Source organism: Pantoea sp. X-Soil-OKNW-556 (assembly GCF_059730695.1).
In genome coordinates, this window is record NZ_AP035990.1 from 2,794,720 (window position 1) to 2,814,279 (window position 19,560).

General features: G+C 58.4%; 16 protein-coding genes. All 16 read right to left on the minus strand.

The window, feature by feature from the left end:
- Positions 1-13: 13 nt before the first annotated feature.
- The 16 genes from AC6I8T_RS13205 to AC6I8T_RS13280 all read right to left on the minus strand — a co-directional run bounded on the left by AC6I8T_RS13205 (position 14) and on the right by AC6I8T_RS13280 (position 19,503).
- A complete protein-coding gene (locus AC6I8T_RS13205; RefSeq protein ID WP_021182787.1) occupies positions 14-460 on the minus strand; it encodes a GNAT family N-acetyltransferase in 447 nt (148 codons plus the stop codon).
- 254 nt (positions 461-714) lie between these two features.
- A complete protein-coding gene (locus AC6I8T_RS13210; protein WP_497833612.1) occupies positions 715-1,698 on the minus strand; it encodes an IS110 family RNA-guided transposase in 984 nt (327 codons plus the stop codon).
- 525 nt (positions 1,699-2,223) lie between these two features.
- Positions 2,224-2,736, minus strand: coding sequence for an Lrp/AsnC family transcriptional regulator (locus AC6I8T_RS13215; RefSeq protein ID WP_021182786.1), 513 nt, complete (start codon positions 2,734-2,736; stop codon positions 2,224-2,226).
- 141 nt (positions 2,737-2,877) lie between these two features.
- Positions 2,878-4,194 carry a 4-aminobutyrate--2-oxoglutarate transaminase gene (gene gabT / locus AC6I8T_RS13220; RefSeq protein ID WP_497833992.1) on the minus strand — a complete coding sequence of 439 codons (1,317 nt, stop codon included), beginning with the start codon at positions 4,192-4,194 and terminating at the stop codon, positions 2,878-2,880.
- Positions 4,195-4,307: 113 nt separating this feature from the next.
- Positions 4,308-5,441, minus strand: coding sequence for a M20 aminoacylase family protein (locus AC6I8T_RS13225; RefSeq protein ID WP_208725576.1), 1,134 nt, complete (start codon positions 5,439-5,441; stop codon positions 4,308-4,310).
- 7 nt (positions 5,442-5,448) lie between these two features.
- Positions 5,449-6,375, minus strand: a complete 927-nt coding sequence (locus AC6I8T_RS13230) for a 2-hydroxyacid dehydrogenase (RefSeq protein ID WP_021182784.1) — start codon at positions 6,373-6,375, stop codon at positions 5,449-5,451.
- The gene (locus AC6I8T_RS13235; protein ID WP_021182783.1) at positions 6,375-7,223 is read right to left on the minus strand and encodes a GNAT family N-acetyltransferase; all 849 of its coding nucleotides are present in this window, start codon (positions 7,221-7,223) and stop codon (positions 6,375-6,377) included. The genes AC6I8T_RS13230 and AC6I8T_RS13235 overlap by 1 nt, the downstream gene beginning before the upstream one ends.
- A gap of 10 nt (positions 7,224-7,233) precedes the next feature.
- On the minus strand, positions 7,234-8,565 hold the full coding sequence (locus AC6I8T_RS13240) for an NAD(P)/FAD-dependent oxidoreductase (protein ID WP_021182782.1): 1,332 nt from the start codon (positions 8,563-8,565) through the stop codon (positions 7,234-7,236).
- Positions 8,566-8,939: 374 nt separating this feature from the next.
- On the minus strand, positions 8,940-10,604 hold the full coding sequence (locus AC6I8T_RS13245) for an ABC transporter ATP-binding protein (protein WP_497833993.1): 1,665 nt from the start codon (positions 10,602-10,604) through the stop codon (positions 8,940-8,942).
- A complete protein-coding gene (locus AC6I8T_RS13250; RefSeq protein ID WP_021182780.1) occupies positions 10,601-11,452 on the minus strand; it encodes an ABC transporter permease in 852 nt (283 codons plus the stop codon). Before AC6I8T_RS13250 ends, AC6I8T_RS13245 begins: the two co-directional genes overlap by 4 nt.
- Positions 11,452-12,405 carry an ABC transporter permease gene (locus tag AC6I8T_RS13255; protein ID WP_013509639.1) on the minus strand — a complete coding sequence of 318 codons (954 nt, stop codon included), beginning with the start codon at positions 12,403-12,405 and terminating at the stop codon, positions 11,452-11,454. The genes AC6I8T_RS13250 and AC6I8T_RS13255 overlap by 1 nt, the downstream gene beginning before the upstream one ends.
- 27 nt (positions 12,406-12,432) lie before the next feature.
- On the minus strand, positions 12,433-14,037 hold the full coding sequence (locus tag AC6I8T_RS13260) for an ABC transporter substrate-binding protein (RefSeq protein ID WP_021182779.1): 1,605 nt from the start codon (positions 14,035-14,037) through the stop codon (positions 12,433-12,435).
- Between the two features lie 185 nt (positions 14,038-14,222).
- Complete coding sequence (locus tag AC6I8T_RS13265) at positions 14,223-15,500, minus strand: NAD(P)/FAD-dependent oxidoreductase (protein WP_497833994.1); 1,278 nt, start codon at positions 15,498-15,500, stop codon at positions 14,223-14,225.
- A 17-nt stretch (positions 15,501-15,517) separates the two neighbouring features.
- The gene (locus AC6I8T_RS13270; protein WP_021182777.1) at positions 15,518-16,186 is read right to left on the minus strand and encodes a haloacid dehalogenase type II; all 669 of its coding nucleotides are present in this window, start codon (positions 16,184-16,186) and stop codon (positions 15,518-15,520) included.
- Positions 16,187-16,217: 31 nt separating this feature from the next.
- Positions 16,218-17,687 carry an aldehyde dehydrogenase family protein gene (locus tag AC6I8T_RS13275; protein ID WP_021182776.1) on the minus strand — a complete coding sequence of 490 codons (1,470 nt, stop codon included), beginning with the start codon at positions 17,685-17,687 and terminating at the stop codon, positions 16,218-16,220.
- Positions 17,688-18,045: 358 nt separating this feature from the next.
- Positions 18,046-19,503, minus strand: coding sequence for an NAD-dependent succinate-semialdehyde dehydrogenase (locus AC6I8T_RS13280; protein WP_021182775.1), 1,458 nt, complete (start codon positions 19,501-19,503; stop codon positions 18,046-18,048).
- Positions 19,504-19,560 lie beyond the last annotated feature (57 nt).

Genomic DNA, 19,560 nt, shown 5'->3' on the forward strand with positions numbered 1-19,560 from the left:
TTTTTATCCGTTATCAGGAGAGAGGAAATTCCATCAGCTTGTGCGGGTCCTGCACTACGCGCCAGCCAAGGCGCTGATACAGCTGATGGGCATCATTGGTTGAGAGCATCCAGCGGTGCACGGTTTGCAATTCCGGGTGCTCCCGCACGCAGGTTGCCAGCCAACTGCCCAGGCCGTGACCACGCCAGTTTTCATCGATGATCACATCACACAGCCAGCCAAAACGGGTGTAGTCGGTGATCAGCCGGGCGAAACCGATTTGCTGGTTCTGCTGATACAAACCAAAGGGCAGCGATCCGTTGATTGCGCGCTCGGTTTTCGCGCGCGGCTGACCTTTGGCCCAGTAAGAACGCTCGGCCAGTTGATAATGAATCCAGTCAACATCCAGGCGCTGACGTTCGGTGGAGATGATGAAGTCATCGCGCTGCCACAGGTGATCGGCAAGGTTCAAGGCGGTCATGGCAACTCCTTGTAAAGGGATAAATTGAGTGTAAGGGCGTACGGGCAAGCGTAGCGGCTGAAGCGGGAGCCGGAACAGCTAAGATAAAGGGAATTTTGTGCGGTGGGGAAATTTTATGCTGTGGGGGGCAGCGGTCTGGCTCCGAGAGGGTTCCGCCCACCCCCACCGCCTGCGAGCCCCGTGTTCTCTTAATTGCGCGATAAATCGCGCCGCTACAAATGGCCGCACGTTACCCGTAGCTACCGTCTTGAACGTCAAGCGGTAGCTGCGTAATTTTCATCCCACTTCATCCGCGTTTTCAGCACCCCGAAGCACTGATGAACCAGCTTGCGCATCACCGCTCCAAGCGCGGCCTTGCTGGCTTTGCCCTTCGCGATTAGCCTCTGGTACAGCGCCTTCGCTGGGGCATTCCACCTGATCGCTACGATCGCCGCCATATACAGTTTCGCCCTTACGTCTGCCGGGCCTGTTTTTGACATCCGCGCACGCCCCCTGACTGAGCTCCCGGACGTTTTTTCCACCGGTACCACACCCAGCCACGCAGCGACCTGTGAAGCACTCCGGAACGGACACGAGCGCAGCACCGACAGCATTGTCGTGCCCACCACGCTGCCTATTCCTTTTATCGATTCCAGCAGCTCACGGTCTTCCTTCAGACCCGGATGATTATCTGTGTGGTCTGAGATGAGCGCTTCAATACGCTTCAGCTCGTCCCTGTGGGCTTTCAGGGTTCTCTCCAGCGAGTCAATGATTTCAGGCGCTGTGCGGGTTGAATGGGCTTTTTCCAGTCGGTTCTCCGCCCGCTGGACATCAGCCTGAAGTGAGTCCCGCAGACGCACCAGCTCCCGAAGTTTACGGACCTCCGGGGAGGGTGGCACCCAGGCATCAGGCTGTTTCAGCTCGCCATAACGGGCCAGGATGTAAGCATCAACGGAGTCGTTTTTAGTCAGGATAGCCATTCCACGGGCGAACTCCCTGACCCGCTGAGGATTGCTGATGCAGACCGTGACGGGGGTATTTTCATGAAGACTGAAGGCGACGTTTTCGTGATAAATGCCGGTCGCTTCGAGCACCACCATCACCTGTTCAGGATGGCATTTTTGCCTGATTAACCAGTCATTTATCTCCCGGCCGGCGTCGGGATGATTTTTGAGGGTTTTGGTTTTCTTTTTCCCGTTGCCGGGCAACAGGCAGAGGTCGAGTTTGTTTTTACTGACATCAATACCGAGATAAATCATAAGACAGCTCCCTTTCACATGAACCATCACGCCATCTTGCCTTGTACATACGAAGTCAGAGCTTCTGGTTACCGTTCAGAGTAGATGCTGGCGTGAAAGGAGAAACGGAGGGCTTTAAGCTACGGCACAAGATCGGGTCTTAAGCGGCGCGACAAGCTGCCTCCGTTTCGTGTAACGGGTAGCTAACCAGTTACAACTTCAAGATACAAGCGGCGCGATTTATCGCGCAGACAGCAATAATTAAATCACCAAAAAACACAAGTCATGCAGCGGCGGGTGGGGCGCCATCCGGACTCGCTGAGTGAATGAATGCTGCCAGGATGAGCCGCATGGATGCGGCGAAAGGCGGCGTTGAGTGGTAGCGGCGCGATTTATCGCGCAAAAATGAGGCTGGCGCGAGGCCCGGGATTGCAAAGGGTGCGGCCAGGCACCCTTTGCTCGGTCGCCGCACCGGCGAGCTGAAACTACATCAGCCCAAGGCGAACGAAACCGGCACGGAAAACAAAACCAGCACGGTGAACGAAATCACACCCCAAACTCCACCGAATTCTGCTTCGCAATCAACGACCTCAACGGCACGCTGCTTTTCATAATCGGTGATTTAATCACGATATAACTGAAGTACTTATCGATGCCGATTTGCGCATCCAGCATCTTCTCAATCACTTCCTGGTAATGTTCAATGCTGCGGGTAATAAACCGCAGCAAATAGTCATAACCGCCGGTAATCAGGTGGCACTCCATCAACTCGTCCACATCACGCACGGCGTTTTCAAACTTCATAAAATCTTCGCGGCGATGACCAGACAGCGTGACTTCGGTAAATACCGTCACGGAGTCGGTAATTTTGGTGAGGTTGATGTGTGCTTCATAACCGGTGATAAAACCAGCCTGCTCCAGACGTTTCACCCGTTGCAGGCAAGGGCTGGGTGAAAGTCCAACGGCGTCGGCCAGATTGACGTTGCTGATACGGCCATCTTTTTGTAGTTGCACCAGGATATTAATATCGATGCGGTCGAGTTTCATTAAGCCGTTCATAGCACCCCTCATTGTTGACCAACCGTGCAGGTTATCCCGATGGTATATCACGCTTTAATGTGGCTGCGCCAGCACTGACGCACGCCACGTTTTTCGGGGAACCTGTTAATAATTCCAGCAATATCAATGAGGAAGCCGAATTTATCCGAGTCGGCCACTGGCGCGGGCCAGCGCGATATCAAAGATATGCAACGCTTCTTCCAGCTGAGAATCGGTGGTGACCAGCGGAGCCAGGAAGCGGATGGTGCTGCGGTGCAGACCACATTTAATCAACAGCAATCCTTCCTGACAGGCGCAATCCAGAATCTTTTGCGTCATCGCCGCATCAGGACGTTTGGTCTCAAAATCGATGATTTCCACCGCCTGCATAAAGCCCACGCCACGGACATCACCAATACAGGCGTATTTTTCCGCCAGCTGATGCAGGTGCGCATTGAGTTTCTCGCCCAGTTGATTACTGCGCGCCAGCAGGTTGTCGTGTTCCATCAGATCGAGCACCGCTAACGCCGCCGCACAGCCCAGCGCATTACCGCCATAGGTGCCGCCCAGCCCGCCAGGTAATGGCGCATCCATGATCGCTGCTTTCCCTACCACACCGGAAATCGGCAAGCCGCCGCCGAGGCTTTTCGCCACGGTTACCAGGTCCGGAGTAATCTCCGAATGCTGGAAAGCGAACATTTTGCCGGTACGCCCAAAGCCGGTCTGCACTTCATCACAAATCAGCAGAATGCCGTGTTTTTCAGTAACGCGGCGCAGCGCCTGCATAAAGTTGGCACCCGCTGGCAGGAAGCCGCCATCGCCCTGAACCGGTTCGATGATAATCGCCGCCACACGTTCCGGCGCAATCTGCACCGCAAACAGTTGGTCCAGCGCTTGCAGACAATCGTCATCACTTACGCCGTAAAACGCGTTCGGGAACGGCAGGCGATACACCTCGCCAGGGAAAGGACCGAAATTCTGTTTGTAGGGCTGGCTCATGCCCGTCAGGGTACAACCCAGCAAGGTACGGCCATGAAACGCGCCATCAAAAGCGATGATGCCGGAGCGCTGAGTATGCGCACGGGAGATCTTCACCGCATTTTCTACCGCTTCTGCACCGCTGGTGAAAAACACGCTCTTAAACGGCTGGCCATTGCCCACCAGTTGATTCAGGCGCTGCGCCAGTTCGATATACCCCGGATACGCCACCACCTGGAAACAGGCGTGCGAAACCAGACCGAGCTGTTTGGTAACCGCATTTACCACCGCCGGATGGTTATGGCCAACGTTCAGTACGCCGATACCACCAACGAAATCGAGGTAACGATTCCCCTCAACGTCCCATACTTCGCTACCTTTAGCCCGCTCGATCACCAGCGGATGTGCGGTGACCACGCCACGCGGCACATGCTGCTCACGCGCATCCAGTAACAGGCTGTTATCGGAATATGTTTGCTGTTCCGCCATGACATTCTGCATTTTTAACCCTCATCCACGTAACGTTCTGTTGGCTCAAGTATCGCAACCCGTTGGTTTCTCACGCTGCCGTAATTGCCGGGGCAGCGGCATTTCCTGTCAAAATCGTCTGCCATTCAGCAGGGAAATTCTGTACGCAGCGCGTGGCGGGCAATGGCGGTCAACGCCTGAATACCCTGCGGGATCAGTGCATCATTAAAGTCGTAGGCTGAATGGTGCAGCGGCTGGCTCGGCGCGGAGCCAATCCACAGATACGCACCCGGTTTTGCCTGCAACATAAAGGCGAAATCTTCCGAGGTGAGCGCCGGTTGTCTGGCTTCACTCGCCGTCATTCCAGCCTGCTGTACCGCAGTCAGTGCCAGCTGCGCTTCAGGCGCGCTGTTCACGGTGGCCGGGTAATAACGCAGGTAGTTGACCTCGGCATGCAAACCGTGCGCGGCGCTGACGTGCTGCGCCATTGCGCGCAACCGGCTTTCGATAATGTCCTGCGCCGCCGGGCTGAAGGTACGGACGGTGCCGGTGATGCTGGCTTCCGCCGGGATCATGTTGTGCGAGAAACCGCCCTGCATCCGCGTCACGCTAAGTAGCGCCGGTTCACAGGGGTCCAGTGCGCGCGCCACCAACGTGTTGAGCGCCACCACCAGCTCGCTGGCCGCCAACAGGGTGTCGCGCGTCAGGTGCGGCTGCGCAGCATGGCCGCCGCCCCCTTGCACGGTGATATCAAAACGATCCGCCGCCGCCATAATCGGCCCCGGACGGGTTTGCACCTCACCCAGCGGCAGTTCCGGCCAGTTGTGCAGCGCATAGACCGCATCACAGGGAAAACGGCTGAACAGACCGTCATCGATCATCGCTTTCGCCCCTGCCAGCCCCTCTTCCGCCGGCTGGAAGATAAACACCAGCGTGCCGTCGAAATCGCCCTGTTGCGCCAGTTGCATGGCGGCACCCAGAAGCATCACCGTATGTCCATCGTGACCACAGGCATGGCAGATACCATCATGGGTGCTTTTCCACGGCTGGCTGCCGTTGTCCTGCATAGGTAGCGCATCCATATCGGCACGCAGGCCAATCACCCGCGATCCCGATCCACGTTTCAGCACCCCTACCACGCCGGTGCCGCCAAGTCCGCGATGCACCTCAATGCCCTGCTCCGTGAGAACCCGCGCCACGATGTCGCTGGTGCGGGTTTCTTTGTATCCCAGCTCGGGATGGGCGTGCAGATCCCGTCGCAGTGCGACTAATTGTTCCAGTTGCATCTCAGTATCCCCGGTTGCGATCGATCACGCCGACCATCGGTTCGCCGCGTTGATAGCGACGCAGATTTTCCACCAGTGCCGCCACAGCGCTGTCGGTTTGCGTCTGGCTGGCGATATGCGGTGTCAGCCAGATAGCCGGGTGGTGCCAGAACGGATGCCCGGCTGGCAGCGGTTCGGGATCGGTTACGTCAATCACCGCCGCGCTGAGCTGGCCACTCGCCAGCGCCGCCAGCAGATGATCGTCGTTAAGTTGCGGCCCGCGCCCAACCTGCACCAATGCGGCTCCTGATGGCAGTTGCGCGAAAAGTTCGGCGTTCAGAAGTCCACGGGTGGTGTCAGTAAGCGGGAGCAGACACACCAGAATGTCGCTCCAGGCGAGGAACTCCGCCAGTTGCTCGCTGCCGTGCCAGCAGCGCACGCCGTCGATGTCACGCGGTGTACGGCTCCAGCCCGCGCAATTGAAGCCAAGCGAAACCAGTTGTTTTAGCGATGCCTGGCCCAGTTCTCCCAGCCCCATCACCCCGACGCGGCGTTCGCCCGCGGTATAGATGCGATGGGTTTGCCACAGCTGTTCACGCTGCTGCTGGAAATAACGCGGCATGTCACGATGCAACCCCAACACGGCAAAGGTAACGTACTCCACCATGCCCTGGGTCAGGCCGGGTTCGATCATCCTCACTACCGGGAGTTCCGGCGGCAGTTTGCTGAGGTCAAACTGGTCTGCCCCTGCGCCAACCGACATCAACGCTTTCAGGTTGGGAAAGGTCGCCATGACATCGTCTGGCGGCTGCCAGGCCACCAACACCTCGACCTGCTCAGCGTCATCAATGTCCGGCCAGATATGTAGCTGAATATCTGGCGCATGTTGCGCCAGCCAGCGTTGCCAGTGCGCACCGCGCACCGGATCGGATTTGTAGGCGATATGCATCAGGCCATCGCCTGGGTCATCAACCCGAACGCCTGCATGCCACCGACCTGCGGTGACCACGGCGTTCCCCGAATCATGGTGGTTGGCGCATCGACCTGCGCCAGTCCCAGTGTCTCCAGCCAGGCAGCCAGCGGTTGTGCGCCGTCGGTATCGATACGCACAAACTCACCGTTTAACCCCTGCATCAGCGCCGATACCAGCGCCTGTGCTACCGGCAGGTTGAGCGCAATCACCGGGCCAATCGCCCAGCCATGTCCAAAGCGGCGCAGGCTGGCAAAACCATGAATACGTTGTTGCGCATCCTGCAAGATCACCGTTTGACTGTCGGCAATCAGGGTTGCAATCATCCTGGGACGCCACATGCCATGCGCCTGCTGGTCCAGTTCGGTCAGCACGCTGGCATCGGCAGCGGTGGCGTTACGCAGCGTCAGCCCGGTTGGGATAGTCACGGTCGGCACAGTCGTCAGCGCACGCGTCTGGTGCTGCTGGATATGGCCGGTGACGTTAAAACCCAGTTTGGCGTACAACCCTTTACCCATTTCAGTGGCATGCAGCCGCACATTGTAGCCGGGGAATTTTTCCAGCAACGCCAGCATCAGCTGCTTGCCAACGCCACGTCCCTGGAACTGGTCGTTAACGATCACCAGCCCGATAGTGGCGGCCTGCTCACCCCAACGCCAGCCAATGGCGCTGCCAAGGTAAGCGCCGTGTTCTTCGGCCACCACGCCCTCACCCAACGTCACCGCCTGCAACCAATCCTCACGGCGGTGCGGCCACTTGAGGTGTTGCGTCATGGCAAAACCCTGTTCGATGTCGTCTGCCGTCATCGCGCGTAATGTGATACTCATGCTGTGCTCCTTACATCATGCCTGGCGCGTCAAGGCCGCTGCCATCAACCAGACGGGAATAGCGATAAGGGGTCGGATCGACCACCGGCGTCGTATCCGTGGCGAGATCGGCCGCCAGCCGACCGGCCCCCGGACCGATACCAAAACCGTGTGCACTGTAGCCCGCCGACAGCACCAGCCCCGGCAGTTTCGCCACGGTGGAGATCACCGGAATCGCATCCGGCGTGCTGTCGATCATGCCGCCCCAGGCCTGCGCCAGTTTCAGGTTGGCGAGTGCCGGATACTCTTTGCGCATCGCCGCCAGTCCTTCCTGTACCAGGCTGGCATCCGCTGCCGGGTCAAGAATTCGCACCCGCTCAAACGGTGACTGGCGATCGAATTCCCAGCCGCCCAGCGCTTCCGGGCCAGTCAGGAACGGTTTGAAGCTCAAACTGAATTTAAGGTTTTTACGGCGACTTTTGAAGGTCGGATAGAACTGGCGGGCATAGCGAATGCCCTGCGCGCCGGGTTCCAGACGACCACGTCCCGACACCGATACCGTGTAGCTGCCATCAATTTGCGGACGACAGGCAAAGCCGGGGGTATACAGCGGCATGGCGATGGCTTGTTCAATCGGCTGAGTTCGGAAAGCGGTGCCGATCACGTTGCCAAGCGGCAGGTCGATACCGTGGCGGCGGCAGAACATTGAGGTCCAGGCACCGGCGGCACAAATCACCCGGCTGGTTTTGATCAAACCACGCTCGGTCCAGACACCGCTCACCACACCACCGGCAATATCCAGCCCGCGCACCGCGCACTGCTGGAACACCAGCGCACCAAGTCGCTGGGCACCGATGACCAGACCGGCAGACGCCAGACGCGGCTCGGCATGGCCGTCGGTCGGCGATGAAACGCCGCCCAGCCAGTGGGTGGTGCTGCCCGGAGTCATCGCTTTGGCCTGTTCGGCGCTGAGCATATCGCTGCGCACGCCGTACTGTTTCGCCATCTGGCCCCATTTTTCCCAGGCGGCGATATCGTCTTCGTTGCGCGTGGCATACACCAGGCCGCTGCGGCGAAAGCCCAGCTCCTCACCGGTTTCCGCATTGAGTTCACCCCAGCGTTGCAGCGCATAGATGATCAGCGGCAGCTCGCGCTCGTCACGGTTCTGCTGGCGGCACCAGCCCCAGTTACGGCTCGACTGCTCGGCACCGACCAGCCCTTTTTCCACTAACACCACGTTTAAACCCTGCTTTGCCAGCTCCCAGGTGGCGGCTGAACCGGCGATACCGGCACCGATCACCACCACATCGGCAGACTCAGGGAAATTTGCACTGTCCTGTACATAGCGAATCGGCGCAGGCATAACTTAACGACCTCTTTTGGTTTGGGTTGGTGAGCGTTTTCCCTCACCCTAACCCTCTCCCGCAAGCGGGAGAGGGAACTGATCGAGCAAGCAATCTCTCCCGCAAGCGGGAGAGGGAACAGATCGAGCATATGGCACATCTCCCTCTCCCTTATGGGAGAGGGCCGGGGTGAGGGTCACAGCCCGCACCTGCCCAGAGGGCCGGGGTGAGGGTCACAGCCCGCACCTGCCCAGAGGGCCGGGGTGAGGGTCACAGCCCGCACCTGCCCAGAGGGCCGGGGTGAGGGTCACAGCCCGCACCTGCCCAGAGGGCCGGGGTGAGGGTCACAGCCCGCACCTGCCCAGAGGGCCGGGGTGAGGGTCACAGACCGCACCTACTCCGCCTTCAATACCTCTTCATGCTCATCCAGCCAGCCCTGACGCAGCTCGGGAACGGCGCGTTTCAGGCGTTCGAAATACAACTCGCTGGTCGGCAAGGCATAATCTGCTCGTGCAATCTGGGTGATAATGCGGCCACTTTTCATCACCACGATATCGTCGCAAACTGCGCGTACCGCGTGCATGTCATGGCTGATAAACAGTACCGACAATCCCAGCTCGCGTCGCAGCTCGCTGATCAGATCCAGCACGGCGGCGGCCACCACGGTATCGAGTGCGGAAGTCACTTCATCGCACAAAATCAGATCCGGCTCGGCAGCCAGCGCACGCGCCAGGTTAACGCGCTGCTTCTGCCCGCCTGATAACGCCCACGGACGTCGCCACAACACGCTGCGCGGCAGCTTGACCAGATCAAGCAGCTGATGCAGCCGCTGTTCGCGCGCCGCGCCGCTCAGGCCGTGAAACAACGCTAACGGTCGTGACAGGATGCGTTCGACGCTGTGCGCCGGATTAAGTGCGGTGTCAGCCATCTGGAAGACGTATTGAATACGGCGCAGCTCGTTATCAGGCCGTTTGTGCATATCGCCGTTGATGTAATGGCCGTTAAACAGGATATGTCCCTGGCTCGGGGCATTCAGCCCGGCAATGGCGTGCGCCAGCGTGGTTTTACCGGAACCGGATTCCCCAATGATGCCGATCGCCTGCCCTTTCCACAGCTTCAGGTTGATATCTTCAAGGATGCGGATTTTCGGCTGACCGTCTTTGTCGCGCGGACCATAACCGGCGCAGAGATCGCGCACTTCCAGCAGCGGTTGCATCTCTGCGGCAGCGCAGCTCCAGTTACTGGGACGCTCGCTCTGACGCGCCGCATTCATCAACAACTGGGTGTATTCCGCCTGTGGCGCGCCAATCAGCCGTTCGGTGGTGCCGTACTCCGCCATTTTGCCCTGTAACAGCACCAGAATACGGTCGGCCATTTGCGCCACCACCGCCAGATCGTGACTGACGTAAATGGCAGTCACGCCACGCTGGGCCACCACGCGGCGAAACGCTTTCAGCACTTCGACCTGGGTGGTCACATCCAGTGCGGTGGTCGGTTCGTCGAGGATCACCACATCTGGATCGCCAATCAACGCCATCGCCGTCATCAGACGTTGCAATTGACCGCCGGATACCTGATGCGGGAACCGATCGCCGATGGTTTCCGGGTTCGGCAACGCCAGTTCGCGAAACAGCGCTATCGCCTTCTCCTTCGCCGCTTTGCGTTTCATGGTGCCGTGGATCACCACCGGTTCAATCACCTGGTCAAGAATACGCATACCCGGGTTAAACGACGCCGCCGCACTCTGGGCGATATAAGCCACTTTGTTACCGCGAAATTCACGCAGTTGCCCCGGTGACAGGCTGCGTACATCGGTGCCAGCAACATGGATCATGCCGTCAGCAATGCGGCAGCCGTGGCGGGCATAACCCATCAGCGCCATAGCGATGGTGGTTTTGCCGGAGCCGGACTCACCAATCAGTGCCAGCACTTCCCCTTTCTGCACGGTAAAACGCACATCAGAAACCAGATCAATCTCTTCACCTTTGTCGGTCTGCGCGGTGACGCGCAGATTCTCAACGGCAATCACAGGCATGGCGGTATGGGGTGTCACGTTCATGCTCCCTCCTTCGCAAGGGTCAGTGGACGCATCGCTTGCAGGCTGTCGATAAACAGGTTGGCACCGATGGTCAGGCTGGCGATGGCGACCGCAGGCATCAGTACCGCCGGTGATCCATCAAACAAGCCCTGAATGTTTTCGCGTACCAGCGTGCCCCAGTCGGCATATGGTGGCTGAACGCCGAGGCCGAGAAAGCTCAGGCCGCTCAACAGCAACACGATATAGACGAACCGCAGACCGAAGTCGGTGAGCATCGGATGCACCATATTGGGCAGGATGTCGTGGATTGCGATATACCAGCGGCTTTCGCCCCGCAGCTTCGACGCACGCACGTAATCCATATTGCGCAGGCTGCTCGCCATAGCGAAGGCAATACGGAAGGCACCCGGCCAGTAGGTGAAGATGGCGGTGAGAATCAGCATCGGCAATGAGGAACCGAACACCGCAACGATCATCAGCGACAGCACTTTGCCCGGTAGTACCAGCAGTGCATCGTTGACACGTCCCAGCACTTCCTCCAGCCAACGTCCGGTTACCGCGGCCAGTAGCGCCAGCAGGGTGCCAATCAGGCTGGCCCCAAGCGCGGCGGTCAGCGCCAGACCGATAGAGAACTTCGCACCGTACAGAATGCGGCTGAGGATATCGCGCCCGAGATAGTCGGTGCCGAGCCAGTTATCCGCGGTCATACCGCCGAGCATCGGGCCACCACCAATATCTTCAACGCTGTGCGGTGCCAGTTGGGTGCCGAATATCGCCATAAACACCCAGAACAGCGAGATCAGCAGGCCGAAGCGGCCAGAGATCGTTAGCGACTGAAAAAAGCGCCAGGGAAGTAGCAAGCTATTCATCAGCTCCTCCATTTCGGGTTAAAGGCGATGGTCAGGATGTCAGCCGCCAGCAACAACAGCAGGTAACAGGCAGCGAACAGCATCACGCAGAACTGCACCACCGGCAGGTCGCGGTTGCTCACCGCATCGACCAGCGCACTGGCAAGGCCGGGATAGCTGAAAATGGTTTCGATAATGATCACGCCGCCAAACAGATACGACAGGCTGAGTGAGATGGAGTTAGCAATCGGTCCGACAGCATTCGGCAGCGCGTGGCGCAGTACCGCCCGCAACGGCGAGACCCCCTTCAGGCGCGCCATCTCCAGATACGGGCTGTCGAGCTGGTTGATGATGGCGGCGCGTGTCATGCGTGCCATCTGCGCCACCAGCACGCAGCACAGCGTCAACACCGGCAAGGCATAGGATTTCAGGTAGCTGAGCAGATCCATATTCGGACTGCCGAACGACATCGCCGACACCCAATGCAATTTGACGGCAAAAATCAGCACCGCCACGGTGGCGACGAGAAATTCCGGCACCGCCACGGTCGCCATCGTGCTGACCACCAGGAAGCGGTCAATCAACGAACCCCGGTTCATCGCTGCGGCGATACCAATCACCAGCGCCAGCGGCACACAGATCAGGGTGGTGATCGCCGCCAGTTCAAAGGTGGCCGGAATACGTTGCGCCACCAACTGCGCTACCGGTAAATGGCTGGCGAAAGAGATGCCAAAGTCACCATGCAGCATCCCGCCCAGCCAGCTGAAATAACGCACCAGCAGCGGCTGATCCAGCCCCAACTGCTGGCGTAACGCCGCCACCGTTTCCGGTGTGGCGTTTTGCCCCAGAATCATCTGCGCCGCGTCACCGGGCAGCAGGCTGGTGATAAAAAACACCACCGCCGAGACGATAAGCAAGGTCAGGATGCCCGCGCCTGCGCGGCGGGCAATCAGGAACATCATGTATCGGTTCATCGGCGTGCTCCTCTTACGGTTTAGGGATCAGGCAGACAGCCAGGCGAACTCATGGAAGCGATAGCCCATCATCATGCCTGACGGCCAGGCTTCCACCCCTTTCACCTTCTTGCTGTAACCATCGGTTGAGCTGATAAAGGTCGGGATGATGGTGCCGCAGTGGTCATAAATCAGCGTCTGCATATCGCCATACATCTGCTTGCGTTTCGCCTGGTCACGTTCGCCACGGGCTGCCACCACCAGTTGGTCAAACTGATCGTTCTTCCAGCCGGATTCGTTATTGGAGGCGCTGGAGAGATAGAACTGTGAGAACAGCATATCCAGCGTTGGACGCGGGTTGATCGAGCCATAACCGACCGGGTCTTTGGTCCAGTGGGTGGACCAGTAGCCGTCGTACGGCACGCGGCGTACTTTAAAGTTCACGCCGGTGTTGCGTGCCACCTGCTGAATCAACTGACCGCCTTCCACTGCGCCTTCAATGTTAGGCGTGGTGATGATCTCGACGTTGGCTCCAACCATTCCGGCTTTTTTGAAGTGGAATTTGGCTTTTTCCACATCCAGCGGACGCGGCTTGAGATCGGCGTTGTAGAACGGATGCCACGGCGGTACTGGGGTATCGTTCGCCACATCGCCGTAGCCCTGCAACACGGTTTTCACCACCATCTCACGCGGTTGCAGGTACTTCATGCCGAGCACGAAGTCTTCGTTGCTGCCCGGTTTCATGTCGGTACGCACAATCAGGTTGGTGTACATGCCGGATTTGCTCTCCAGCACGGCGAAATCGGAGGTGGCTTTGATGCGTTTGCAGTCGGCAGCGCCCAGGGTGGAGATGATGTGCAGATCGCCAGACATCAGGGCATTGACGCGTGCAGCCTGGTCGGTGACGCCCAACAGTTCCACTTCGTCGAGGTGCGGCAGACCCGGCTTGAAGTAATTCGGGTTCTTCACCCCAACTGAACGCACGCCAGGGGTAAACTCTTTCAGTTTGAACGGGCCAGTGCCGATGCCTTTGCTGAAATCTTTGGTGCCATCCTGCACGATCAGGAACGGCGCGGCCGCCAGCATATAAGGCACGTCAAAGTTGGCCTGGCTCAGCACCAGCTGTACTTCGTTGTCATTGACGGCGGTGAAGGTCTTAAACTGATCCGCCAGCTTGAAGGCGTTAGAGGCTACCGCCGGATCTTTATGGCGGCTCAGGGAGTAAATCACGTCTTTCGCCGTCAGCGGTTTGCCGTCGTGGAAGGTGACGCCCTTGCGCAGTTTGATCTGCCAGGTCACACCATCGCCTGACTCCACCGATTCGGCCAGTGCGGGGTGCACTTGCAGGTTTTTATCCAGCTCGGTCAGGCCGCTGTAAAACATAAACTGACGGGTGTAATCGCCGCTGTTGTTGCCTTTAGCGGGGTCGAGGGTATCGGTAGCCGAGGCGTTAGACATCGCCGCGCGCAGTTTCCCCCCTTTAACCGGCGTTTCCGCCGCAAAACCCATTTCCGGAAAACCGATCAGACCGGTGCTCATCACCGCACCGGCGGACAACAACTTCATCAGGCTACGACGGGACAGCGACCCTTCGGTCAGTGCGCGCGTCAGGGCCGGATTTACAGCGTCAGATTCTTTCTTAAATTTACTCATCTGCACACCCTCAATATGAAATGTTGTTTAATTCGATCATCGTCACTGAAAGCCCGCACCTCGCGGCATTGCGCAATAAATTGCGCCGCTACAGATGGGTGCAGGCTTTTACGCATTGCGCAATAAATTGCGCCGCTACAGTTGGTGCCATGCTTTGTAGCTGCGCGATTTATCGCGCCAGACGATCAGGAGAGCCGGTCCTTAGCTTTGTAATACAAGCCCGCAAGAGGCAAAAACCAGGGTTTCCCGTGGTAACCGGGCAACGCAGGCCAGGCCTCACGCTGCCACGGGTTGTCGTTGCTTTTTTCTGCCAGTACATCGGCCATCACCCGCCCCATCCAGGTTGACATTTGCGTGCCATGCCCGCTGTAGCCGAGGGAATAGAACACGCCGTCATGCTCACCGGCACGCGGCAGCCGGTCGGCGGTCATATCGACCATGCCGCCCCAGCAGTAATCAATGCGCGCTTGCCCTAACTGCGGGAACAACGCGGTCATCGCGGCGCGTAATACCTCGCCGCTGCGCGAATCCGAGGTCGGATTGCTGACGGCAAAACGGGCGCGGCCACCAAACACCAGACGACGATCCGCCGTGGTGCGGAAGTAGTTACCGATATTCAGCGAGGTGACATAGGTACGATCTTTTGGCAGTGCCTGGCTGAGCAACGCATCGCCCAGCGGTTCCGTCACCACGATAAAGCTGCCGACTGGCACAATACGGCGCTGGAACCACGGGAACGGACCTTCATTGGACACACCAGTCGCCATCAGCACTTTGTCTGCCACAATCTCGCCTTTAGCGGTGGTGACGCGATGACGGTAGCCGTCAAGACGCGTCAACCCGGTCACCGCATGGTGCGGGAAAATCTTCGCCCCGCTGCGTGCCGCGGCTTCCGCCAGACCGACACCAAATTTCCCCATATGCATCTGACCGCCACGTTTTTGCAGCAGGCCACCGTGAAAGGCATCGCTGCCCACTTCCCGGCGGATCTCATCTTTGCTAATCAGCTCGATTTCCGGATCCACGGTATCGCGCATCAACTGCCAGGCGCTGCGTAAGCCGGGAAAGTGCGTGGCTTTGCTGGCGAGTTTCAACTTGCCGCACAGACGGAAATCGCAATCGATCTGTTCTTCCCGCACCAGTTGCTCGACGTAGCTCACGGCACCGTCAAACGCACGGTAGAAGCGGCTGGCCTGCTCCAGTCCCTGGCTGGCAACCAGCGAGGCAAAGTTTTGCGATACGCCGGTATTGCAGTGACCACCGTTGCGCGCCGAGGCCTGACTCATGATGTCGCCGCTCTCCAGCAGCACCACATCAATGCCGCTGCGTGCCAGGTTGAGCGCCGCCGAGACGCCGGTGAACCCGCCGCCGATCACCACCACCGAGGCGGTCGCGGGCAGCGCACCCGTTGCTGCGCCCCGGAATTGCGGTGCGGTCGCCTGCCAGAAAGATTCGAGTTTCATTGCGCTGCCCTCCGGGCTTAGAGTCCAACCACAGCGGGCAGACCGCCGATATCTTTGATCTCGGTGTAGCCGTAAGCCGGGTTAGCCGGATCGTGACCACGGTTGACCCACACTTTGTTGGTGATGCCCATGTCATGGCAGGTCATCAGGTCATAACGCAGGCTGGAGGAGACGTGCAGGATCTCGTCCGGACGGCAATCGAGTTTTTCCAGCATGTATTCGAAGCCCTTCATCTGCGGCTTGTAGGCACCGACTTCTTCTGCGGTGATCGCCATATGGATGGGCGCACCAAGACGCGGAATGTGGTGCGGCAGCAGGTCTTTCATCGAGTTGGAGAGCAGCACCAGCGGAAACTCCTGTGCCACTTTTGCCAGACCAGCCGGGACGTCGGGATGCGGTCCCCAGGTGGCGCAGTCGGTGTAGATAAAGTCGCTGTCGGCCTTGTCCCACTGCACACCCCATTTTTTGCAGGTACGTTGCAGCGCATTGCTCACCACGTCGTAATACGGCTTCCACGCACCCAGCACTTCATCCATGCGATAACGGGCGAAATCGGTGGTGAAGGCCTGCATCGCTTCTGGCGCGACGCGCGCTTTGAAGCAACGCTCAGCCGCACCGGCCATATCGAAGTTGATCAGGGTGCCGTAGCAATCAAAGGTGATGTATTTCGGTTTAAACAGTGCCATGACGCGACCTCGTCGTTGTCTGATACGGAAATTAAAAATCGATTAATACGCTTTTCTGACGCTGACAGGCCTGAAATGCCTGACGCCCCAGATCTTTGCCAATGCCGGAGCCAAGGAAGCCGCCGGTGGGGATAATAAAATCGCCGGAACGGCCATAGCGGTTGATCCACACGGTGCCGGATTCAATCGCCCGCATGGCCCGCATGGCGCGTGGCAGGCTCAGGGTATGCACCCCGGCGCACAGGCCGTAGGTTTCATGCGCCGCCAGCTGTAGCCCTTCTTCTTCGTCATCAAATTCCTGCACGGTGAGCACTGGGCCAAAAATTTCCTGCTGCACCGCCGGATTGTTCGGTGCCACACCGCACAGCAAGGTGGGTTGCCAGAACCAGCCGTCTTCGGTGTCAGCAAAACGTTCACCGCCCACCAGCACCTCCGCCCCTTCGGCTTTGGCCGCTGCAATCACGGAGGCGACTTTTTTCCCCTGACGGTCATCAATCAGCGGTGCATAGCGGCTGTCATCCTGCCAGGTCACGCCCGGACGCGGTTGCTGACACAGCGCCACCAGACGATCCAGCAACGGCTGAGCGATACCCCGTTGCACAATCAGGCGTGTACCGGCCACGCAGGCCTGGCCGCCGTTGGCGGTAAAGCCGCGTAAAATACGTTGCGCCAGTACGTCAATATCGCCCGCATCGTCGAACACCAGTTGCGGGCTTTTGCCACCCAACTCGAGGGTCACTGGCTTCATACCATGCTGCGCCGCATCACTCATGATGCGAGCACCCGTGATGGTGGAACCGGTAAAGGAGACTTTGCGTACCAGAGGATGTGTGACCAGCGCGCTGCCGGTGACGGCCCCGCTGCCCTGCACGATGTTGAGGATGCCTGCCGGTAAGCCCGCCTGCACCGCCAGTTCGGCCATGCGCACGGTGGAGAACGGCGTCAGCTCTGAAGGTTTCAGCACCACGGCATTTCCTGCCGCCAGCGCCGGGCCACATTTCCATGACGCCATCGACAGCGGGAAATTCCACGGCGTGATGGCACCGATCACGCCATAAGGTTCGGAGATCAGCATCCCGAGGCTGCGCTCTTGGGTCGGGAACAGGTCACCGCTGTATTTGTCGGCGCACTCCGCGTAGAAACGGATGGCTTCAGCAGTGAACGGAATTTCGTGCTGCACCACATCGCTGATTGGCCGGGTGGAGCCGAGCGCTTCCAGTTGCGCCAGCAGCAGATCGCTCTCAATCAGATCGGCCCAGCGGCGTAACACCTTGCCACGTTCGCGCGGTGGGCAGCTACGCCAGCCACTGACGGTCAGGGCGCGATGCGCAATCGTGACCGCACGATCCACGTCCTCTGCCGTAGCTTCGCTCAGGGTGGCATAGACTTTGCCATCTGACGGACGCTTCACCGCAAAAGACGCGCCCTGCGTATGTTGGTGCTGGCCATCAATATAATGTCCGGCAGGTAATAAAACTTTTTCAGGGTCGAAACTTAACATGGAAAAATCCTTATTTGTTACACCCGTCATTAGCGTGCTAATTAAACTTTCTCGCCGCACTTATGTGGGCTGTTAATAAGCTAATGCAGAAAGTATGCCAGCCCGGCAAAAAATTATAATGCGTAAAAAACAGCCCAAAAAAATTTTCTGCCGTATTGGTGAGGGAAATTTTGCGGAATTGCCGAAGCTTTAAACAGATGATTTGGCTCACAAATTATGCGCATCTCTTTGGTGCACTGCGCATGAAACTTGCACTAAAACGGCGAATAGCCGGAAAAACATGACATTGCGCACAAAATAAAAAAACGCCTGTTACCGGAAGTAACAGGCGTTGAGCTGACCGTTTGTTAATTTCTAATCAGAGACTGCCAATATGAAAAGTTTTCTGCTCCAGATACTCTTCAATTCCGTAACGAGAACCTTCACGCCCTAATCCGGATAATTTAATTCCGCCGAAAGGTGCCGCATCTAATGAAATCGCGCCGGTATTAAATCCTACCATGCCAAATTCCAGCGACTCGGCAACACGCCAGGCGCGGCGAATATTTTCGGTGAAGAAATAAGCACCCAACCCATAAGGCGTATCATTCGCCATAGCGATTGCTTCCTGCTCGTCGTCAAACATAAACAGCGGCGCTACCGGGCCAAAGGTTTCTTCATGAGCAATACGCATCTTGTTGGTCACATTGCCTAACACCGTCGGCTGCACAAAGGTGCCGTTGGGCTGGCTGATACCGCCACTGAGCAGCGTGGCCCCCTGGCTAAGCGCATCATCAATATGGCTGTTCACCTTCTCGACGGCGCGATCGTTGATCAACGGGCCGATGGTACTTTGCGCATCAAAACCGTCTCCGACTTTCAGGGTCGCCACGGCATCCAACAAGCGCGCGCTAAAGCGTTCATAGATGCCGCGTTGAACCAGAATGCGGTTGGCGCACACGCAGGTCTGTCCGGCATTGCGGAACTTACTCGCCATCACTCCGGCCACCGCGATGTCTAAATCAGCATCATCAAAGATGATCAGCGGCGCGTTACCACCCAGTTCGAGACTCAGGCGTTTGATGCTGTCGGCACTTTGCTGCATCAGCAATTGCCCGACGCGGGTAGAGCCGGTAAAGGAGATTTTGCGCACCGTGCGGCTGGCAGTCAGCGTGCTGCCGATTTCAGTTGGCAGTCCGGTCAACACCTGAAGTACCCCACTCGGGAATCCGGCGCGCTCCGCCAGTACCGCCAGTGCCAGCGCCGAAAGCGGTGTCAGTTCGGAAGGTTTCACGATAATCGGGCAACCTGCGGCCAGCGCCGGGGCCACTTTGCGGGTGATCATCGCAATCGGGAAGTTCCACGGCGTAATCGCCGCCGCCACCCCGACTGGCTGCTTCAGCACCAGAATGCGGCGATCTTCGCTGGGGGCCGGGATGGTGTCGCCATAGATACGCCGCGCCTCTTCGGCAAACCATTTGACAAAGCTGGCACCGTACAACACTTCGCCTTTGGCTTCGGCCAGCGGTTTGCCCTGCTCAGCGGTCATGATGATGGCCAGGTCATCGGCGTTGTCCAGAATCAGCTGATGCCACTTTTCCAGCAGCGCCGCACGGGTCGCGTTCGGGGTCTTGCCCCAGCTGATACGCACTGACTCGGCATAATCTATCGCCTGCTCGGTTTCGGCGGCACCCAATGCCGGAATGGTGGCCAGCGTTTCCTGGGTTGCAGGATCAATCACCGGCAGCGTTGCCCCTGCCAGCGCATCCTGCCAGCGACCGCCAAATAACGCCTGCTGGCGCAGTAATTCCGCATCTTTCAGTTGAATACGCGACATGCTTTTCCCCTGTGTCTGTGTCATTTCACTGTAACGCGGCGGCACAGCGCAGGATGT

Coding starts and splice junctions, on each gene's coding strand:
- AC6I8T_RS13205 (WP_021182787.1), bottom strand. CDS start 460: ATGACCGCCTTGAACCTTGCCGATCACCTGTGGCAGCGCGATGACTTC.
- AC6I8T_RS13210 (WP_497833612.1), bottom strand. CDS start 1,698: ATGATTTATCTCGGTATTGATGTCAGTAAAAACAAACTCGACCTCTGC.
- AC6I8T_RS13215 (WP_021182786.1), bottom strand. CDS start 2,736: ATGAACGGCTTAATGAAACTCGACCGCATCGATATTAATATCCTGGTG.
- gabT (WP_497833992.1), bottom strand. CDS start 4,194: ATGCAGAATGTCATGGCGGAACAGCAAACATATTCCGATAACAGCCTG.
- AC6I8T_RS13230 (WP_021182784.1), bottom strand. CDS start 6,375: ATGCATATCGCCTACAAATCCGATCCGGTGCGCGGTGCGCACTGGCAA.
- AC6I8T_RS13235 (WP_021182783.1), bottom strand. CDS start 7,223: ATGAGTATCACATTACGCGCGATGACGGCAGACGACATCGAACAGGGT.
- AC6I8T_RS13240 (WP_021182782.1), bottom strand. CDS start 8,565: ATGCCTGCGCCGATTCGCTATGTACAGGACAGTGCAAATTTCCCTGAG.
- AC6I8T_RS13245 (WP_497833993.1), bottom strand. CDS start 10,604: ATGAACGTGACACCCCATACCGCCATGCCTGTGATTGCCGTTGAGAAT.
- AC6I8T_RS13250 (WP_021182780.1), bottom strand. CDS start 11,452: ATGAATAGCTTGCTACTTCCCTGGCGCTTTTTTCAGTCGCTAACGATC.
- AC6I8T_RS13255 (WP_013509639.1), bottom strand. CDS start 12,405: ATGAACCGATACATGATGTTCCTGATTGCCCGCCGCGCAGGCGCGGGC.
- AC6I8T_RS13260 (WP_021182779.1), bottom strand. CDS start 14,037: ATGAGTAAATTTAAGAAAGAATCTGACGCTGTAAATCCGGCCCTGACG.
- AC6I8T_RS13265 (WP_497833994.1), bottom strand. CDS start 15,500: ATGAAACTCGAATCTTTCTGGCAGGCGACCGCACCGCAATTCCGGGGC.
- AC6I8T_RS13270 (WP_021182777.1), bottom strand. CDS start 16,186: ATGGCACTGTTTAAACCGAAATACATCACCTTTGATTGCTACGGCACC.
- AC6I8T_RS13275 (WP_021182776.1), bottom strand. CDS start 17,687: ATGTTAAGTTTCGACCCTGAAAAAGTTTTATTACCTGCCGGACATTAT.
- AC6I8T_RS13280 (WP_021182775.1), bottom strand. CDS start 19,503: ATGTCGCGTATTCAACTGAAAGATGCGGAATTACTGCGCCAGCAGGCG.